The sequence below is a fragment of the Vreelandella nigrificans genome (assembly GCF_002374315.1).
Taxonomy (GTDB): domain Bacteria; phylum Pseudomonadota; class Gammaproteobacteria; order Pseudomonadales; family Halomonadaceae; genus Vreelandella; species Vreelandella nigrificans.
On sequence record NZ_NWUX01000020.1, the window covers coordinates 68,022 to 86,076 of the forward strand.

The following is an 18,055-nucleotide window of genomic DNA, read 5'->3' on the forward strand; positions in this document are numbered from 1 at the left end:
TGCACCAGTGCTGCGCATTTTGTTTGCTGCAATGCATTGTAGGTAATTTGAAAAGTGCATGATTTTATTTAAGATATTGTTTTTAATATGTTTTTAAAAACATGGCACACAGCTCGCATTATATTAAGCAAGAAGCAATTGAATAGAGTGGATCGTTGGAAGTAAATAGTTGGAATTGGTCTCTCTCCCTTCATTGCTACATCGCCCCAGTTTTGGCTGGTAAGCGATACATCGAGTGAGCTGGCGTGCTCCACCTGGGTCCCCTTCGGGGGACTTTTTTTATGCCTGGAATTTGGAATGGATACTGCGGAAACGGTGTTGTGGAAGCCGCACTTTGAATGCTATGTTCTGAAAGCTATGTGATGCTAACAATAAATCAAAAACTTATATTGATATTTCACAATAAATTTGGAAACACTGTTCGATTGGTATATCTTGTATAGAGAGCTTATAAAAATCGGCCGGTCTGTCGGCATCCATCCCTGAGTAAGATGCAAGAGGATAACCCTAATGACCAAAATTAAATTAATCTCAGCTGCTGTTATTTCAGCTGCCGCGATCATGGTCAGCCAAGCAGCACTTGCCTATGAGGCAGGTGACACCTTTGTACGTATCGGTGTAGCACAAACGAATACTGGCTCTGGCAACGGCCACGTTGGTGATTCATCACTGAATGTTCAAAGCGCCCGTGGTGTTACTTTCGGTGCTGGCTACCTGTTCACTGACAACGTAGGCATTGAGCTAAACAGCTCAGAGAAGTTTGAGCATGATATGAACACACACCCAGGTGGCGGTATTGGTAGCGTAGATCGTATGCCGATTAACCTGCTGGTTAACTACTACCCCATGGGTGGCATGGATTCGCGAGTACAGCCTTACGTAGGTGCGGGCTTAAACTACACGCGTTTCTCGGGTGAGCCAGAAGGCCTGAGCGTTGATAAAAGCTACGGCATCATTGGTCAAGCTGGTGTAGACCTTGCTGTGACACAGAACATCATGCTGAACGGTTACGTAAGCTACGCTGACGTGAGTGCGGATATTGATTCAGGCGGTGCTACGATTGGCAAAGTAGATATTGACCCGGTCACTATTGGTGGCGGTGTTACTTATCGCTTCTAATCGGTAAACCAAACGCTGCCAAAGCGCGTTTGAAGCAAGCATGTGTGAACAGCACGTGTGAAATGGTACGCCCGGCCTTAAGCCGGGCGTACTTTTTTATGGCAAGGGTGGTTACGGCGTTAAGTTATCAAAGCCGTTTGCGGTAACTAGCACGTTATCTTCAATGCGAATGCCGCCACAAGGGATTAAGGCGTCTACTAATGCCCAGTTAATGGGGAGCGACGTTTTACGTAGCGGGGCCAATAGCATCGGAATAAAATAGAGGCCTGGCTCAATAGTAACTACCATGCCCGCACGCAGAGTACGGGTCAGACGTAGCGCTGGGTGCAAGGCGGGAGCTGGGGCTGAAGAGCCATCTGGATGACGAAGTCCCGCTACGTCATGTACCTGAAGTCCCAAGGAGTGTCCTAGTCCGTGGGGGCAAAAAGCTCGGGTTACTCCTTCGCTAATGGCTTCATTCACGCTGCCTTTGAAAAGGTCGTGAGCAATTAAAATCTCGCCTAGCTGCTGATGCATCTGCTCATGTAGCGCAACAAACTCAACGCTTGGCCCAGTGCTCTTTACTAGCGCATCTTTTAAGCCATGCATGGCGATGATTAAATCATTAAAACCATGTGGAGCATCTGGGCCTGCATGAGTGCGGGTTATATCTGCGCAATAACCGCGAAAGCGCCGACCAGCGTCTACCAATAGGCTATGTCGTTGCTTGGGGGGCTGCAGGCTGTAATGTTGGTAGTGCAGCACGCCTGCATGGTTGTTTAACCCAATAATATTTTGATAAGGAACATCAGATTCACGCTGCCGACTGGCGCCTAAATAGGCCAATTGGATATCTAGTTCTGCAGAAGCACCGATAAACGCGGCCTGAGCTGCCTGGTGCCCTGCGATAGCCAGGCGGTTTGCTTCTCGCAGGCAGGCAATCTCGTAAGCGGTTTTAAACATGCGCAGTTCATCAAGGGCGTTGACCAACGCTGCAGGTTGGTACTCTGCCTTGATAGCTTGCTGTGTACTTGTTTCAAGTTGCTGGATATCGCCAATTACCGCCGCATGGCCAGTAATGGGTGGAGTGATTTTGTTGCTAGATAAATGCACATCAAATTCTGCAACCCAGGGCTCCTCTGGAAGGTTTGTGGGTAGGTGCCAGAAATCTGCTGGTGCATAGAGGTAAAGCTGTGGTCGCTCGCCGGGTTTTATCACCAGCCAGCTATGCTGCACGTTAGCAAGCCCCACCCAGTGCATAAAGTGGCCGTAGGTTTGAAATGTAGCGGCTTGGTCATCAGCAAAATGGTAGCTGGCATGGCCGCTGTAGATAGCCAAGCTGTCTAACCCCTGGGCTACCAAAATATCGCTATAAGCGCGTTGTAGGTGCGCCAAGTGATCTCGCTGTAAGTTAAACAAGGTATTCGACATACTTAGGTGTCCTTCCAAATGCGTGGGTGTCCTTTCAAATGCGCAGGTGTCCCTTTAAATGCGTAGGTGTCCCTTTAAATGCGTAGTTGAGCGAGTTCGCTCCATAGCCCATCCAGTTCGGCATGCTGTTGGCTTTGGTGGCGATATAGCCGCAGTTCCATGGGTACATCCCAGCGACTGTCGCCCGCCCTAACCAGTGTACCTGCGGCAAGTTCGGCAGCCACAGTGCGCTCTGGTAGCCAGCTCATGCCATAGCCAAGTAGCACCAGCTCTTTAATACCGGCTGCATAGAGGTTTTCATTCTGCGCGGTTAGATAAGTGCTTTGTGGCATGCGGGCAAGGTGGGCTTTAACCGCCGAGCCCAGCAAGCCGCGCTTTGGATAGGCAAGCCAGGGGGCTGGCTGTTGTCGGGTGCCGGGCAGGAGGGCACAAGGAGCCCCATGGCTATCAAGACCAGCCACAGGAATTAAGCGCTCGTGTCCAATCACGCGGTAGGTACAAGCGCTAGTGTCTATATCTAAATCACAGCGTCCTATGGGCCAATAGCAGATAGCCAGATCACACTCCGCCCTAGCAAGAGCTTGGAAATAGTCACTGGCTACCCAGCTGGTAGCGCGCAGGTAGGGTTGTATGCGTTCTTGCCATCCAGTGGTGGCCAGCCATTCGGGCAAAAAGTGCGGCAGTAGGCTTTGGGGAGCAGCCACCATGATACGCCGTTGCTGCCCTGCACTAATTTCCCTTACACGGTCTCGGGTCAAGCGCACACGGTCAGTGACCTGTTCGCAAAGCGTGAGAAACTCTTCCCCCGCAGGCGTGAGCGAGAGCGGTAGCGTTTGCCGGTTAATCAGCGTGACACCCATTTCTTCTTCCAGCAGCTTAATACGCCGGGAGAAGGTTGGTTGGGTGACATGCTGATCATCTGCTGCGCGTGAGAAGTGCCGTGTTCTGGCCAGGGCGATAAAGTCTTCTAGCCAGCGAATTTCCATGCTCTACCTCTCAGCGCCTTAGTTCGCTGTTGCATATAGGGTACCCATTTCATAGGCGTGCTTCCTCAACAGCGTGGCACGCCACTCGGGTTCCGTCATCCTGTGTTTGCAGCACAGGAATCTCTTGTTTGCAGCGGGCATTGGCATGTGGGCAGCGGCCATGAAACACACAGCCGCTTGGCAAGTTAACCGGGGTAGGTACTTCTCCTGTCAGACGAATGTGCTGCGGCCTATCATCTTTTAGCCGTGGAATGGCCGAGAGCAGTGCTTGGGTGTAAGGGTGACGCGGTTTTTCAAACAGCGTGGCCGTGGTAGCAATTTCACACACCGTGCCTAGATACATCACCGCCACTCGGGTGCCAAAGTGCTCGACGACCGCCAGATCATGAGTGATAAACATATAGGTCAGGTTGCGCTCTTGCTGGGCCTCCATCAGCAGGTTGAGAACCTGGGCTTGAATGGAAACGTCTAGCGCTGAAATGGGTTCATCCGCCACAATAAACTCAGGATCAACAGCTAGCGCACGGGCGATCGCAATACGCTGGCGCTGGCCGCCGGAAAACTCATGCCCAAAGCGCTTCCCCCAGTCGGGGTCAATGCCGACCGAGCGCATCACTTCTTCTACTTTGTCGAGTATTTGCTGGCGATTCCAGTTTGGGTGGTGCAAACGCAGCGGCTCTTCCAGTGTTTGCTGGATGGTCATCCTTGGATTAAGTGATGCGTAGGGGTTTTGGAAAATCATCTGCATACGTTTACGGTAAGGTAGCAGCTGACGCGAGCTCAGGTTGTCGATACGCTGACCACCGTAGCTAATCTCACCCTCTGAGGGGGTGATCAGTCCCATTACGGTACGGGCGACGGTCGATTTTCCACAACCAGACTCACCCACCACACAGAGCGCTTCACCGCGCTTGATATCTAGATTTACACCGTTAATCGCGTGAACATGCTCTTGGTGGCGAACCAGTCTGCCGCCCTTAAAGCGTAACTGATCAAGAAAATCACCTGATAGTGAAAAGCGCTTTTTAAGCCCACGAATTTGTAGCAGTGATTCGCTGCTCTCTTCGTTTTGGCTAGGGCGAACATGAACAGCCGTCTGGGTTTCTGCCTGTGCGTTCATGAGGTTTCCTCCTTAAGACGGCGATCTTCAATCATTTCAGCCACCATGTGGCAAGCCACACGGCAGTTACCTGAGGTTACAAACTCAGGAACCTGCTCTGTACATGCTGGTCGCGGCTGACCATTGGTACGATTGATAAAATCGCAGCGTGGGTGGAAAGCGCAGCCGCTAGGTAAATTGGAAAGCGAAGGCATGCTGCCGCGAATCTGATTAAGCCTTTCCCCTGGGGTCGCCATTTGTGGCAGAGCATTGAGCAGCCCTTGGGTATAAGGGTGCTGAGGATCGTTAATAATTTCCCGGGTGGGGCCTTGTTCAATAACGCGTCCTGCATACATTACCAGCATGCGCTGGGTGACCTGGCTGACAACACCCAAGTCATGGGTGATCAAGATAAGACCCACATTATGTTGCTCGCATAGCTCTAGAAGCAGCGCCATGATTTCCGCTTGGATGGTGACATCCAGCGCGGTAGTGGGTTCGTCAGCAATGATGATGTCAGGGTCAAGTAACAGCGCGATAGCGATGATTATGCGCTGACGCATACCGCCGGAAAGCTCGTGTGGATATTGCTCCAGGCGTTTTTCAGGCGATGGGATCTGCACTTGACGTAGTTTGTCCAGTGCAATACTGCGTGCTTCTTTTGATGAAATACGCCGATGCGCCTTCAGGCATTCCAGCATCTGTTCCCCGATGGAGAGCACTGGGTTGAGTGTCATCATGGGATCTTGGAAAATCATCGAGATGCGGTTGCCGCGTACTTTTCTCAGGCCGCGCTCAGACATCGTATTAAGCGTTTGGCCCTCAAACTTGATACTGCCTCCGGCTATAAAGCCAGGCTTGGCAATCAAGTTGAGTAGTGAAAACGCGGCAACTGATTTGCCCGCGCCGGACTCTCCGACAATCCCTAAACGCTCGCCGCGCTCCAGAGTGAAACTGACATCGCGTAGAGCGCGTACTTCGCCCTGACGCAGGGCGAAGCGAACATCGAGTTGGGAAACTTCAAGTAGTGCCATGGTGTCCTCAGCCTTTGTAGAGTCGTGGGTTCATGACATCGCGTAACCAGTCACCCAATAGATTGATAGACAGCACCAGCACCACTAGCACCGCGCCGGGAATAAGCGTGATCCACCACGAGCCTGACTGAATATAGTCAAAGCCTGCTTTGATCAACGACCCAAGGGAGGGATGGGTTTCGGGCATCCCCAGGCCCAAGAACGACAGTGCCGCCTCGGAAATAATGGCGTTAGCAATCTGTACTGTAGAGATAACAAAAATTGGTGAAAGCGTGTTAGGTAACACATGGCGGAACATAATGCGTCTACTGCGCAGGCCCATAACGCGGGCAGCGTCCACGTACTCTTTGTTTTTCTCAGCCAGCACCGAGGCGCGCACTGTTCGAGCATACTGGGGCCACTCGGCCAAGCCGATAATCAGAATCAGCATCAATACGGCATATTGGCTGTAGAACGCACTGCCCATGGTGGCTTTTACCACTGCCCCCACCACAATGGCGACCATTAGCGTGGAGAACGATAGCTGGATATCTGCAAGGCGCATCAAAAAAGCATCAACGCGCCCCCCTAAATAACCAGCCATTAGGCCGAAGGTGACACCAAGCAGGGCTTGTAGCAGTACAGCACCAAAGCCAATGAGTAGCGATACTCGGGTGCCGTAAAGCACAATCGACCATAAGTCACGGCCCTGAGCATCAGTGCCTAGAACGTAGCGTTCATCGGAACCATCGATCCAGAAAGGCGGCAGCTCAGAGTCAAGGATATCGATATGGCGCAGGTCATAGGGGTCAGTTGGCGCCAAAAGAGGTGAGGCAAAGGCGGCAATGACCATACAAATAAACACGGCCAAGCATAGCTGAGCGGTGCGGTCGCGTTTGAAGCTGTACCACAAAAAAGAGTCGCGGAAGCGCTCCCAGCGGCTTGGGACAGTTGGCGTTGAGGAGGTTGTCATGCTGGCTTACCAGTCAGTTTTACAGTGGGGTTCACGAAGCCGTAGATCAGATCCACGATGGTATTCGTAACCACGAAAATGACGCCGACAATCATTAAGTAGCTAACAATCAGCGGAATGTCGGCTCGGTTAATAGCATCCAGGAACATCAGTCCCATGCCTGGCCATTGGAAAACCGTTTCGGTCAGAATGGTGTAAGCCACCATGGTGCCAATCTGCACGCCACCGACGGTAATCACTGGCAGCATGGTGTTTTTCAGAGCATGAACGAAGTAAACCCGGCGCATGGATATGCCCTTAGCGCGGGCATACTTAACGTATTCCGACTGCAGCACTTCCATCATCTCGGCACGGATTAGGCGGATGAATAGCGGCAGCATAATAGAGGCAAGTGAAATGGCTGGCAGTACGAGGTGTTTGATGCCATCCCAGGTGGCGAGATTGGTATCCCAGTGGCCTGCTACATGTACCAGGTCATGGCCGCGACCGAAGGACGGCATGTTGCCTTGCGTAGAGAGCGCACTATTCAGCCATGCCCCCCAAGCTGTCTCTGGGGGGAAGAAATTGATGGTTATGCCGATAGCGAAGATTTGGATCAATACAATAGCGGTTAAAAAAACCGGTATTGAAATACCTATGATTGAGGCGCCCATAAAGAATCGCGAAAAGAGTGAGCGCGGCTTTATCGCACTATAAACACCGATAGGAACCGAAAGCAGCACAATGATCAGCGTGGCTGCGAACACCAGCTCAAGCGTGGCAGGTAAATGGCGTGCAATGACCTCTAGTGCTGGTTCGCGGTAGAAGTAAGAGTAGCCAAAGTCGCCTTGTACCGCGTTTTTAGCAAAGCGAACATATTGCACAAGGAAGGGGTCATTTAAGCCTAAGCGTTCGCGAATAGCCTCGCGTTCACTTTCGGGAACCGACTGCCCGACCATCTGCTGTACAGGGTCACCCAGGTTATCCTGGATAGCGAAGGCCAGTACACTGATGACAAACATCACCAATATAGCGTGCATCAGCCTCTTGATTAGAAAAGCAATCATGGCGTACGCCACCTATGCAATAGGTTTAATTAAGGAGTAAGGCGGGTCTCGCCGCTCGGTATTAACCACATAAAGTACTTCGCCCTCCAGTTACCTGAAGAGCGAAGCGTCCATGCTGGTTAAAGCGTTGAGACAAGTGGGCTTAGCGGTTAATCACTAAGTCACCCAGGTATGGGAAGTCAGTCGCATTCACTACCGGCTCAATCTCGACACCATCTGCTGCTGCATAAGCAAGGTTCTGCCAGTGAAGCATGATGTAGCCAACGTCTTCATAAAGCATGGCTTCAGCTTCACGCAGCATCTCGTTGCGTTTTTCGAGATCGGTTTCGCTATCGGCTTGGGTAATCAGTGCGTCAATCTCTTCGTTACAGTAGCTACCGTAGTTGTACTGGCCAACACCGCTCTCTTCATCAATACAGAAAGAGAGGTATTGGAAGAAGTTCGCGCTGTCTTCAGTATCAGAGTGCCAGCCGATCATGGCGATATCAGAACCACGCTCATCATATTCAGGCCAGTACTGGGCGAGCGGCATGGTACGTAAATTGACGTTGATATTGATCCGCGACAGCATGTTGGCAACCGCTTGGGCGATTTGCGCATCATTTACGTAGCGGTTATTTGGGGCAATCATTTCCACGCTGAAGCCATCTTCATAGCCTGCTTCGGCCATTAGCTCCTGGGCACGTTCTAAGTCGTAGCGTGGAGTCAAATCGGGATTGTGGCCTGAATAGCCTTCAGGTGAGAACTGGCCAGCGGGCGTTGCGAAACCGCGCATTAAGCGGTCAGCAATACCTTCTTGGTTGATAGCAAGGTCAACAGCTTGGCGAACTCGGACATCCTGGAATGCTTCGACTCGCTCTTCATTAAGCTGGAAGCCAATGATCCGTGTGCCGGGGACCTCATACAGGTTGGCACCCTGGGCATCGCGAACGCGGTCTAGATCATTAGGCGGAACAGCATCAATAAAGTCGACCCCACCAGAGAGTAGTGCCGCAACGCGGGAAGCGTTCTCGGCAATCGGCGTTAGCACAATACGGGATACGTTACCTTCAGTCTCGGTGTCCCAATAATCTTCAAAACGTTCAAAATCAACCCGTACACCCTGGCGTCGGTCGGTGACGATAAACGGCCCGGTGCCAGAAACGTTACGCGATGCGAAGGAGTTGCCTGCTTTAACGATTTCTGCCTTGTCGTTGCCGTCGTCGGTGTCGCCAGTGTAAAACTCGCTATCCATGGGGAAAATATAAGTAGCGAGGTTGAGCAGCAGTGGGTAGGGCTCTGTGGTGGTGATTTCAACAGTGTATTCGTCAACTGCTTCAACGGTGGCTATTGGCTCAAAAATAGCGCGGTAATCAGGACTCTCTTTTAGACGCTCAATGGTCCACACAACGTCTTTGGCAGTAAATTCGTTACCTGAGTGGAAGGTGACGCCTTCACGCAGTGTCATACGCATGTGGGTATCGTCTACCTGCTCCCACTCAGTAGCTAGACGCGGTTCGAATTGAAAATCTTTGGTCCAGCGAACCAGTGGGTCAAATGTCAGGTGTGAGAAGCGCAACATACCGCCAGATAGCTGCTCGTGAATGTCGAGGGTTTCAGGGTCAGCGGAATAGCCAATACGCAACGTCTCAGCACTGGCTGCCATTGGTAGCATTGTGGTGCCCGCAACAACTGCACCAATAACGGAAGCCAGTAGGGTTTTCTTGAGCGTCATAATCGTTCCCATGAATGATTGTTTATTGTTTGTTTTACCCAATAGCTACACTCAAAAACTACAGAATTACTCAATAACGACCGAGTTGCTGTGTAAAATAATGGGTAAAACTGACACGGTCAGCTCGCAAGCTATCTGGTTAACATAGAGAGTGCTTGTAGCGTCACACAATCGAAATAATGACACGCATCATTCATCTGTCGAATGACAGGGCTTATAGCGGTGGCTTGGTGTCATCATGGTAGACGAAAGTCGGTGTTGAGGTGCCCAGGGAGAGCAGGCCATATGGCCTGCTCTATACGGTATTTTAGCCAAAACGCTGATGTAGCCAGTGATTAATTGCATCGGACTCGTATAGCCACTCTTGCCGCCCATCCTCATGGCTGATTTTTAAACAAGGTACTTTTACTTTGCCCCCGCCTTCTTGAAGCGCCTGTTTATGGGCAGGGTCTAGTTGGGCGTCCCGTGTTTCGATGTTTAGCCCCAGTCGAGCAATTTCCTTACGCACCTTGATACAAAATGGACAGGTGCGAAATTGATAAAGGGCGAGGCTTTGACAGGCTTGGTCCACCGTGGCCTGTTCATCAGGGGTGCGTTCTACAGACTTAGGCGTAGAAAGTTTTTCAGAGATGAGCATGACCGGCGCCAGCACAAGGCGTACACCGCGGAAAAAGTAACGAATCAGAATGCGCATGGTAAGTTCCTTTCGTCTGCCTGATTGGTTAGACGATATGGGTAAGTGGTTTATTAAAAAGGTGGGCGCATCCTGCAACAATACGTCGAATTTGTCACTTTCTAGCCCCGTGACGTGAAGCCGCAATGGGAACCTGATGAGCAACTTGGCTTGGCGTGCTAATCTCAGCGGCTATTTTCTATGTGTTGTGCCGGTATTTACGGCAAAGGGTAAAGGAGCTAATCCCATGCATCTCCACATTATTGGTATTTGTGGCACCTTTATGGGTAGCTTAGCGCTGCTGGCTAGGGAGCTAGGGCATCAGGTAAGCGGCTCCGATGCCAATGTTTATCCGCCCATGAGCACGCAGCTTGTTGAGGCGGGTATTACCTTAATGGAAGGCTATAGTGCTGAAAACTTATCCGCCACAGTCGATTTAGTGGTGGTGGGTAACGCACTCTCCCGGGGTAATCCTGAGGTAGAAGCGTTGCTGAATAGCAAATTGCGCTATACCTCCGGTGCACAGTGGCTTGCCGACCATGTACTGCCTAATCGGCAGGTCATTGCTATTGCTGGAACCCACGGCAAAACAACGACGGCAAGCCTATTGGCTTGGCTGTTAGAGAGCGCAGGCCTGAATCCTGGGTTTTTAATTGGCGGTGTGCCGCGTAATTTTGGTGTCTCTGCTCGGTTGGGTAGCCTGAAAGGGCCATTTGTCGTTGAAGCAGATGAGTACGATACGGCTTTTTTTGATAAGCGCTCTAAATTTGTGCATTACCGGCCCAGTATTGCGGTGCTGAATAATCTTGAATTTGACCATGCAGATATTTTTCCTGACCTAGCGGCGATTGAGCGACAGTTTCACCACTTGGTGCGCACAGTGCCAAGCGAGGGGCAGTTGCTGGTGGCAGACAAACAGCCAGCCCTGGAGCGGGTGTTGGAGATGGGCGCTTGGTCACCCATTGAGCGCTTTGGCTGCTTGGCGACTAGCGAGTGGCAGTTCAGCCTAGAGCGGGTGGACGCTAGCCGTTTTCAGGTATTGTACCGCGGTTCTAAAGATGAAGAGGACGGCGTGGTGGAGTGGTCGTTAACCGGCGAGCACAATGCGCGCAACGCATTGGCGGCGCTGGCAGCAGCGCATCGTTGTGGTGTCGATTTACCCCGTGCCTGCGCTGCCTTGTCACGCTTTCAGACGCCTCGACGGCGACAGGAAGTGCGCGGTGAAGTTGCTGGGGTGCAGGTCATTGATGATTTCGCCCATCATCCAACCGCTATTGCCGCTACCCTGCAGGGGTTGCGTGCGGCTACGACTAAAGGGCGTTTGTTGGCCGTGATTGAACCACGCTCTAACACAATGCGCTTAGGCGCATTGCGAGAGCGATTAAATGATAGCGTGGCTGATGCTGACGCGGTGTTTTGGTTTCAGCCTGCGGGCCTAGACTGGTCGATGGAGTCATTGGTGGCTGAGCAGGGCGAGCATTCTCAGCTGTTCAGCAATATAGATGCGCTAGTTGATGCTGTTGTCACCCAAGCATCACCGCTAGATCGCATTGTGGTGATGTCGAATGGTGGGTTTGAAGGTGTGCACGAGCGTCTGCTGTCAGCATTAGCCGCTAAGGAGTAAGTTGCGTGGCGAAAATGAGTTCAAACATCGCAAATTCCGCCTTTAAGCCGCCAGTTACCGTAGCCTTAACCGGTGCTTCTGGGGCGCAGTATGGCTTACGCTTGATTGATGTGCTGGTAGATGCTGGGCACGAAGTATGGGTAATGATTTCTAAAGCTGCGCATATGGTGATAGCCACTGAGACGGAGGTGACGCTACCCGCCCAGCCTGCGCGCCTAGTAGATGCGCTAACCCAGCGCAGTGGCGCCAAACCAGGACAAATCCGTTGTTTCGGGCGTGAGGACTGGATGGCGCCGGTGGCGTCAGGTTCGGGGGCGCCTTCTGCCATGGTGGTGTGCCCTTGCTCTACCGGTACCTTGTCGGCGGTCGCGACTGGGGCAAGCAATAATCTGATTGAGCGCGCGGCGGATGTCGCCATCAAGGAGCGTCGCACGCTAGTGTTGGTGCCCCGTGAAAGTCCTTTTTCGCCGATTCATTTAGAACACATGCTGGCACTAAGCCGTCTGGGCGTGGTGATACTGCCTGCGGCACCGGGGTTTTATCACCAGCCACAGCGTATCGAAGACCTTATCGATTTTATTGTGGCGCGGATCCTCAACCAACTCGGTATTCCTCACCAGCTAATGCCGAGCTGGGGAGAGGAGCGGCTTCTGGGGGCAGATAGCGTGCCAGATCAGGATTTAAAACAAGACAAGGATCTATAGCCGTGATGTCGTGGGCGATGCTTTCAGTATTTGTGCCAACCTTTTTGTTTGTTTCCCTTACCCCTGGCATGTGTATGACGCTTGCCATGGTGCTGGGCATGACCCAGGGCGTTAAGCGTACGCTTTGGATGATGATTGGCGAATTAATAGGCGTGGGATTTGTGGCTGCCGCTGCGGGCGCAGGTGTGGCAGCCTTGATGCTTCGCCAGCCCGAGCTATTCATAGCCTTCAAGTGGGTGGGTGGCGCTTACCTAGCTTATCTAGGAGTTATGATGTGGCGCTCCCGAGGGCGCATGGCGATCCCCGATGAGCTGGATACTGGCCCAGCCGTAGGGCGCTTGCAATTAGCGGTGCAGGGGTTAGTAACAGCGGTTGCCAACCCCAAGGGCTGGGCATTTTTTATGGTATTGCTGCCACCTTTTTTAGACAGTAGCCGCCCCCTGGCACCACAGCTTAGCGTGTTGATCGCCGTTATCCTGATTATCGAGTTCGCCAGCATGCTGGTTTATGCAACTGGCGGTAAAACACTGCGTAAGGTGCTAGGTAAGAGCGGTAACGTGCGCTTACTCAATCGGATTGCTGGCACCCTGATGTTTGGCGTAGGGGCTTGGTTGGCGCTGGGTTAATAGTATGTGGCGAATGGCACGTGATGTCTGATGCGTGGCTAAGCAGGTGGCAATAACATAACGCGTAAGCTGACCATAATTATTGATGCAGCGGTCAGTAATACCCATGGGCAGCGGGGGAAAGGCGGCCGGAAGCGCCGCTGCCAATTAAGACGTACAAGAGCGCACATCACCAAACCTAGCAGCGCGCCGCCAATCAAGTCGCTCAGCCAATGGACACCGATTACCAAGCGAGAGAGAGCCATTATGGTGGCCAGCGCGATGGCTAACCAGTAAACCCAAAAATGTCGGTTGCGGGGTAGGCCGGCTGCTAAGAAAGCGGCAGCGAGGCCAATGACGACTACTGATGTTGAAGTATGTGCGCTGGGATAAGCCAGCGAGCCGGTTAAGTGCTCGGGGGTAAAGGGCCGATCGCGGCCGAAAATAGCCTTGCCTAGCGTGTTTAGCAGTGCAATGCCACCTACGGCTACCCCCCAGTGACAAAGGGCATCTAAGCGTTTGTGGAACAGAAACCATAGGCCCCAAGGAATAAGTAACGCGGTAATACCTAACTTATCGCCTATATCCGCTAGGGTAAGGCTGGCAGAGACTAGCACATCGTTACTTAGCCAGTTGAAAAGACGCTGGGCTTGAAGGTCCATAAGCAATGGGCCGTCATGCTGCATAACCAATAACGTCCATGCTGACACGCTTGCTGAAGCGACCAAAAATAATAAAAGTGAAGCTAGGGGAACCTCTCCGGAGCGGCTCATGGAGAGCCATGGTCGTCGCATAAACGGAACCCGACGTATGATGCGTGCGGTGGCTAGGTATAGCCAGCCGTGGCGGCCAACTTGCGCTCTACCCCAGGAAAATATCACTGCTAGTACAATGATGCTGGCTGCCATCATGATTGCAGCGGCTTCTACATTGGGCGGGAGGTCAAGATGTTGCTGCCAGGTGCGCCCCAGTAAATAGCCCGGTAATAGATAGGCAGGGGCCCATAGTGCTGCAGAGGTAACGTTTGCCCACAGAAATGTGCGAGCGGGCATGTGCATCATGCCAGCAATAAGCGGAATAATAGGCCGTACAGGGCCTACAAAACGGCCAATAAATACTGAATAAATACCGTAGCGTTCAAAGAAGCGCGCACCGCGCCCAAGCCACTCCGGGTGCTGCGCGAGTGGCCAACGCCCGGTAACCTGCTCTCTGTGGTGGTAACCCAGCTTATAGCTAATTCCATCGCCTAATACGGCGCCTATGAAGGCAGCACCTATGAGCCAGGGGAGATCAATAGATTGATGGCCTGCTACGGATGCCGCCGCGGTGATCAATACTACGCCGGGTACTACAAGGCCTACCAGCGCCAAAGACTCAACCAGCGCGATAAGTAACACCAGCAGTAGTAGCATGGCTGGTGACATCGTAATTGCAAAGAGAGAATCAGCAACAGACACGAATAGCTCCATACAAAAGTGATTAGGCGTCAACTAACGCCTGTGCGCGCCTCCAAACGCTGCACATAACGTTCAAAGCTCTCGTTTTGGCACGGTAAGCATACGCTAATGTGTGCTTCTAACTGGCCTGTTTCAACTAATACACAACGCGACAAAGCACGCTGAAGACGTTCGCGCACCAGTAGTGCGCTGCTTTCGGATGTGTCTGGCAGCACTAGCCAGAAGGTGGCGCTGCCAGCGCGACCAAGCAAGTCATAATCTCGGCAGTGGTTATTAACCTCGCTACAAAGAGCAGTTAATAAAGCATGCTGGGCACGTGGGCCGAACTGCTCTGCTGCCATATCCAGCTGCGGTAAATGCAGCACCAGTACTGCCAGTCTTTTATTAAGCATCGCAGCACGTTGGTACTCATTGTGTAACCGCTCTTTAAGTGTGTCGATATGGTAAGCGTTGCAGTCGCTATCGTTGGGGTCGGTTGCTCTTAGTAATGCGCTGCGGCGGGCATGCTCCCAGGGGGGGAGAGCAAACAGCAGAACAAGAGCAAAATAACCCACCATGAAGGAGGGGGAGATAGCGTTTGGGCTAGGCAATAACCACAAAGTGGGTATGCAGATTATGTTCAAACAGAGTGCCGCCCACAGCGGCAGTAGTAGGAAGGCTGCTGCAATGGGCAAACCAAGCCAAATAAGTGAGGTGGTGGGCTGATGGTACATCGAAGCTAAAACCACAATGTAAGTGCTAAATAGTAAAATAGCGCTAGGAATAGCGGGGTTTAGGCTCTGGCTATGGTGCATCAATAACGCGGTTAATAGCAGCAAGGTGACAAACATGGGGACGAGTAAGTCTAGATAACTCCCCATGGCGTATAGCCACAGTGTGTAAGAGGCCATAGCGACGACGCTAGCACTATAAGCCAGTATCATCAGTCGCTCGGGTAGGTTCTGTTCGCTCATCTATCACTCCCAGAGGGCTTGGTGGGAAGTGTGTACAGCGCTTCCAGAGTTAGTGTTGGAAGTTCTAAATCCATTAGTGGTATATGGTGGTAACGCACTTTTTCTGGTACTGCGGCGTACAGCAGAGAGCGACGTTGAGCGCCTTCTTTTTCATTACGTGATAGCAGTAAAACGGCCAGTGTGTTGGCATTCAAGCGGTAGACGTTTTCAAAAGCATAGGTTAGCTCGCAGAGTTTCTGAGCTGATGACCATAGTTGATGACGCTTTACTTGGAAGATGACGACCTCGGCGCATATCGCTTCGCGTTCTGAGCGTATTTGCTCCCGTGTTAGGTCGCGCAAGAGCTGCTCACCGGCCCATAAATTAAGTCCGGGAATAAGCCGTAAACGCTGACGGATTGCTCCGTTCATGTCGATTAGCTGGCGCGTGCGTGATACGGCTAATACGCTCAAAATAGCTAGTGTTATGAGCAGTAGCAGCCACTCAGGAGGACTGAGTAACGGGGCAATGATTAAACAGCTTAAGAGTGCGGCGCAGGCATTAAAGGTCATCGCCAAGCGTTTTTGTGGCAGCATGCATACTGCTGCCCACGCCCAAATCAGCATACTGTGTCGCTCTGGTGCCGCGGCAATTAAACAAAACAGTAAGCCTCCAGCGAGGATCTGCCAAGGAAATACTCTGCTTCGGCGGTGGCTGAAATCAAGCAACAGTGCAGTGATTAAAAGCCAGCCTACCGATAGCCATAGCGCCAATGCGGCGGCAGTAGGGGCGGCGGGTATCCACAGTGCTAGTGCCAAAGCGGCAGCAAATAAATTAGCTCTTAACAGGCGTATTTTGTACTTGCTTTGCATGGTGGCTTATTATTCACCTTAATGACAGGAGGCCAAGCGTGGGCTTGCCATGGTGCAGTTGGAGAATGCTGCTGTAGCGAGATTTGGCTTCTAATGCATCAGTATAACGCTCAAATGGCGTAACATACCGCTAGGTGTTCAGTAAGTCGGTAGTACATGCTTTTCACAGATGGCTTTACGTGGACGGCTCTATATAGAGAGCTTTAGTTAGTAAAACTTTAGTTAGTGAAATTCTAGTTAGTAGAGCTTTTACAGGCAGCTTGTGTAGCCGGTTTTTGTAGCCAGCTTCCTATACAATTTTTACACATAACTACCCTAATACGCATTCACTACTACTCAGGGAGATCATATGAGCGGTTCATACACGTTCCAAGACGAAGCCCAACGCCACTTGGCTGCTGGGGATGTGCCCGCTTATATGCAGGCGCTCGGACGGGCAGCCCGGGCAGCAGCCGTTGAGTTGCGCCGCGCTGATGCTGGGTTGAAAAACCGCGCATTAGATGCGATGGCAGCACGCTTGGCGGCATCAAAGCATAGGGTGCTGGAGGCCAATGCACTTGATATGCAGCGCGGCAAAGAGAACGGCTTGGACAGTGCATTACTCGATCGGTTAGCGCTAACCGATAGCCGTGTGGAAGCTATGATTGATGGGCTGCGCCAAGTGGCGGCACTGCCTGACCCGGTGGGTGAGATTGACGAAATGACCTACCGCCCAAGTGGGATTCAAGTGGGTAAAATGCGTGTGCCGTTAGGCGTTATCGGCATCATTTATGAGTCGCGCCCCAACGTAACCCTAGAGGCGGCTAGCCTGTGCTTAAAGTCAGGTAATGCGTGTTTATTGCGCGGTGGTTCAGAAGCCAGTGCCTCAAATGCAGCAATTAGTAACTGCATACAAGAAGGGCTTGCCGATGTTGGCTTACCTGCGGGTGCTGTTCAGGTCGTAGCAACCACCGACCGTGCAGCGGTTGGCGCGATGATCAGTATGCCTGAATATGTTGATGTGATTATTCCACGTGGTGGCAAGTCACTGATTGAACGGATTTCTCGCGAGGCAAAGGTGCCGGTCATTAAGCATCTGGATGGTGTTTGCCATGTATATATCGATACCACGGCAGACCCATCCAAAGCATTAGCGATTGCCGTCAATGCTAAGACACACCGCTATGGAACCTGTAATACCATGGAAACCCTGCTGGTAGACGCGCCTATTGCAGACTTATTGCTGCCAGAGCTGGCGCGTGCCTATGCTCAGCATGGTGTGGAACTACGTGGCTGCGAGCGTACCCAAGCGTTACTGCCTCAAGCGGTCGAGGCAACAGAAGAGGATTGGCAGGCTGAATACCTTGCGCCCATTTTGGCCATTAAAGTGGTTGATGGTATGGACGAGGCCATTGAGCATATTGAGCAGTATGGCTCTCATCACACCGATGCCATCGTTACCCAGGACTACTCTTTAGCCCGCCGATTTATGGCAGAGGTGGATTCCAGCTCTGTGATTGTGAATGCATCCACCCGCTTTGCGGATGGCTTCGAGTATGGGCTTGGGGCGGAAATCGGGATTTCCACGGATAAGCTGCACGCTCGGGGGCCGGTAGGGCTGAAAGGCCTGACAACACAGAAGTATGTGGTGTTTGGGGATGGCCAGGTTCGGCAATGAGTCACAAGACGTTATGAGTCAAAAGACATTAAGAGTCGGGATGCTGGGAGGCACCTTCGACCCGGTGCATTTGGGGCATTTGCGCAGCGCAGTGGAGGTGCGCGAGGCGTTGGGGCTTGACCGGCTGCACATGATCCCCGCGCCCCAACCCCCGCTTCGCCAAGCCCCCCA

At 52.1% G+C, this 18,055-nt stretch carries 17 protein-coding genes; 6 read left to right on the plus strand and 11 right to left on the minus strand.

Features of this window, described 5'->3' with window-relative positions; translation table 11 throughout:
• Nucleotides 1–510 precede the first annotated feature (510 nt).
• Complete coding sequence (locus tag CPA45_RS17760; RefSeq protein ID WP_208858550.1) at nt 511–1,119, plus strand: OmpW/AlkL family protein; 609 nt, start codon at nt 511–513, stop codon at nt 1,117–1,119.
• Between the two features lie 111 nt (nt 1,120–1,230).
• Here CPA45_RS17760 and pepQ read toward each other — a convergent pair whose 3' ends face one another.
• From pepQ to CPA45_RS17800, 8 genes are all read right to left on the minus strand, one after another.
• Entirely contained in the window at nt 1,231–2,529 is a 1,299-nt protein-coding gene (pepQ, locus tag CPA45_RS17765; RefSeq protein ID WP_096653824.1) for a Xaa-Pro dipeptidase, read from the minus strand.
• 74 nt (nt 2,530–2,603) lie between these two features.
• Complete coding sequence (locus tag CPA45_RS17770) at nt 2,604–3,515, minus strand: LysR family transcriptional regulator (protein ID WP_096653826.1); 912 nt, start codon at nt 3,513–3,515, stop codon at nt 2,604–2,606.
• A gap of 49 nt (nt 3,516–3,564) precedes the next feature.
• Entirely contained in the window at nt 3,565–4,635 is a 1,071-nt protein-coding gene (locus CPA45_RS17775; protein ID WP_078087866.1) for an ABC transporter ATP-binding protein, read from the minus strand.
• Nucleotides 4,632–5,648 (minus strand): ABC transporter ATP-binding protein, encoded by a 1,017-nt coding sequence (locus tag CPA45_RS17780; RefSeq protein WP_096653828.1) that lies wholly within the window; start codon nt 5,646–5,648, stop codon nt 4,632–4,634. The genes CPA45_RS17775 and CPA45_RS17780 overlap by 4 nt, the downstream gene beginning before the upstream one ends.
• A gap of 7 nt (nt 5,649–5,655) precedes the next feature.
• The gene (locus CPA45_RS17785; protein ID WP_078087864.1) at nt 5,656–6,600 is read right to left on the minus strand and encodes an ABC transporter permease; all 945 of its coding nucleotides are present in this window, start codon (nt 6,598–6,600) and stop codon (nt 5,656–5,658) included.
• Complete coding sequence (locus CPA45_RS17790) at nt 6,597–7,646, minus strand: ABC transporter permease (protein ID WP_096653830.1); 1,050 nt, start codon at nt 7,644–7,646, stop codon at nt 6,597–6,599. Before CPA45_RS17790 ends, CPA45_RS17785 begins: the two co-directional genes overlap by 4 nt.
• A 142-nt stretch (nt 7,647–7,788) precedes the next feature.
• Complete coding sequence (locus CPA45_RS17795) at nt 7,789–9,360, minus strand: ABC transporter substrate-binding protein (protein ID WP_096653832.1); 1,572 nt, start codon at nt 9,358–9,360, stop codon at nt 7,789–7,791.
• Between the two features lie 307 nt (nt 9,361–9,667).
• Nucleotides 9,668–10,054, minus strand: a complete 387-nt coding sequence (locus CPA45_RS17800) for a glutaredoxin family protein (protein WP_096653834.1) — start codon at nt 10,052–10,054, stop codon at nt 9,668–9,670.
• Nucleotides 10,055–10,280: 226 nt separating this feature from the next.
• Here CPA45_RS17800 and mpl point away from each other — a divergent pair, with 226 nt between their 5' ends.
• From mpl to CPA45_RS17815, 3 genes are read left to right on the plus strand one after another with little or no spacing between them, the layout of a single operon-like run.
• Nucleotides 10,281–11,657, plus strand: coding sequence for a UDP-N-acetylmuramate:L-alanyl-gamma-D-glutamyl-meso-diaminopimelate ligase (gene mpl / locus CPA45_RS17805; protein WP_096653836.1), 1,377 nt, complete (start codon nt 10,281–10,283; stop codon nt 11,655–11,657).
• Nucleotides 11,658–11,671: 14 nt separating this feature from the next.
• Nucleotides 11,672–12,361 carry a flavin prenyltransferase UbiX gene (locus CPA45_RS17810; RefSeq protein ID WP_096653862.1) on the plus strand — a complete coding sequence of 230 codons (690 nt, stop codon included), beginning with the start codon at nt 11,672–11,674 and terminating at the stop codon, nt 12,359–12,361.
• A 5-nt stretch (nt 12,362–12,366) separates the two neighbouring features.
• Nucleotides 12,367–12,987 (plus strand): LysE family translocator, encoded by a 621-nt coding sequence (locus CPA45_RS17815; protein ID WP_096653864.1) that lies wholly within the window; start codon nt 12,367–12,369, stop codon nt 12,985–12,987.
• 38 nt (nt 12,988–13,025) lie between these two features.
• On the opposite strand, the gene CPA45_RS17820 is transcribed toward CPA45_RS17815, so the two are convergent.
• From CPA45_RS17820 to CPA45_RS17830, 3 genes are read right to left on the minus strand one after another with little or no spacing between them, the layout of a single operon-like run.
• The gene (locus CPA45_RS17820) at nt 13,026–14,423 is read right to left on the minus strand and encodes a bifunctional DedA family/phosphatase PAP2 family protein (protein ID WP_096653838.1); all 1,398 of its coding nucleotides are present in this window, start codon (nt 14,421–14,423) and stop codon (nt 13,026–13,028) included.
• 29 nt (nt 14,424–14,452) lie between these two features.
• Complete coding sequence (locus CPA45_RS17825) at nt 14,453–15,376, minus strand: diguanylate cyclase domain-containing protein (RefSeq protein WP_096653840.1); 924 nt, start codon at nt 15,374–15,376, stop codon at nt 14,453–14,455.
• Nucleotides 15,373–16,227 (minus strand): hypothetical protein, encoded by an 855-nt coding sequence (locus CPA45_RS17830; protein ID WP_096653842.1) that lies wholly within the window; start codon nt 16,225–16,227, stop codon nt 15,373–15,375. The genes CPA45_RS17825 and CPA45_RS17830 overlap by 4 nt, the downstream gene beginning before the upstream one ends.
• 349 nt (nt 16,228–16,576) lie before the next feature.
• On the opposite strand from CPA45_RS17830, the gene CPA45_RS17835 reads away from it, so the two are divergent.
• Complete coding sequence (locus tag CPA45_RS17835; RefSeq protein WP_096653844.1) at nt 16,577–17,884, plus strand: glutamate-5-semialdehyde dehydrogenase; 1,308 nt, start codon at nt 16,577–16,579, stop codon at nt 17,882–17,884.
• A gap of 13 nt (nt 17,885–17,897) precedes the next feature.
• Nucleotides 17,898–18,055: nicotinate-nicotinamide nucleotide adenylyltransferase (locus tag CPA45_RS17840; RefSeq protein WP_165771579.1), on the plus strand; the 158-nt coding region annotated here is incomplete at its 3' end.

Bases quoted from the DNA above. Each gene is read 5' to 3' on its own strand.
- CPA45_RS17760 (WP_208858550.1), top strand. From the start codon at position 511: ATGACCAAAATTAAATTAATCTCAGCTGCTGTTATTTCAGCTGCCGCG.
- CPA45_RS17795 (WP_096653832.1), bottom strand. From the start codon at position 9,360: ATGACGCTCAAGAAAACCCTACTGGCTTCCGTTATTGGTGCAGTTGTT.
- CPA45_RS17835 (WP_096653844.1), top strand. From the start codon at position 16,577: ATGAGCGGTTCATACACGTTCCAAGACGAAGCCCAACGCCACTTGGCT.
- CPA45_RS17790 (WP_096653830.1), bottom strand. From the start codon at position 7,646: ATGATTGCTTTTCTAATCAAGAGGCTGATGCACGCTATATTGGTGATG.
- CPA45_RS17815 (WP_096653864.1), top strand. From the start codon at position 12,367: ATGTCGTGGGCGATGCTTTCAGTATTTGTGCCAACCTTTTTGTTTGTT.
- pepQ (WP_096653824.1), bottom strand. From the start codon at position 2,529: ATGTCGAATACCTTGTTTAACTTACAGCGAGATCACTTGGCGCACCTA.
- CPA45_RS17825 (WP_096653840.1), bottom strand. From the start codon at position 15,376: ATGAGCGAACAGAACCTACCCGAGCGACTGATGATACTGGCTTATAGT.
- CPA45_RS17785 (WP_078087864.1), bottom strand. From the start codon at position 6,600: ATGACAACCTCCTCAACGCCAACTGTCCCAAGCCGCTGGGAGCGCTTC.
- CPA45_RS17770 (WP_096653826.1), bottom strand. From the start codon at position 3,515: ATGGAAATTCGCTGGCTAGAAGACTTTATCGCCCTGGCCAGAACACGG.
- CPA45_RS17775 (WP_078087866.1), bottom strand. From the start codon at position 4,635: ATGAACGCACAGGCAGAAACCCAGACGGCTGTTCATGTTCGCCCTAGC.
- CPA45_RS17810 (WP_096653862.1), top strand. From the start codon at position 11,672: ATGAGTTCAAACATCGCAAATTCCGCCTTTAAGCCGCCAGTTACCGTA.
- mpl (WP_096653836.1), top strand. From the start codon at position 10,281: ATGCATCTCCACATTATTGGTATTTGTGGCACCTTTATGGGTAGCTTA.
- CPA45_RS17780 (WP_096653828.1), bottom strand. From the start codon at position 5,648: ATGGCACTACTTGAAGTTTCCCAACTCGATGTTCGCTTCGCCCTGCGT.
- CPA45_RS17830 (WP_096653842.1), bottom strand. From the start codon at position 16,227: ATGCAAAGCAAGTACAAAATACGCCTGTTAAGAGCTAATTTATTTGCT.
- CPA45_RS17800 (WP_096653834.1), bottom strand. From the start codon at position 10,054: ATGCGCATTCTGATTCGTTACTTTTTCCGCGGTGTACGCCTTGTGCTG.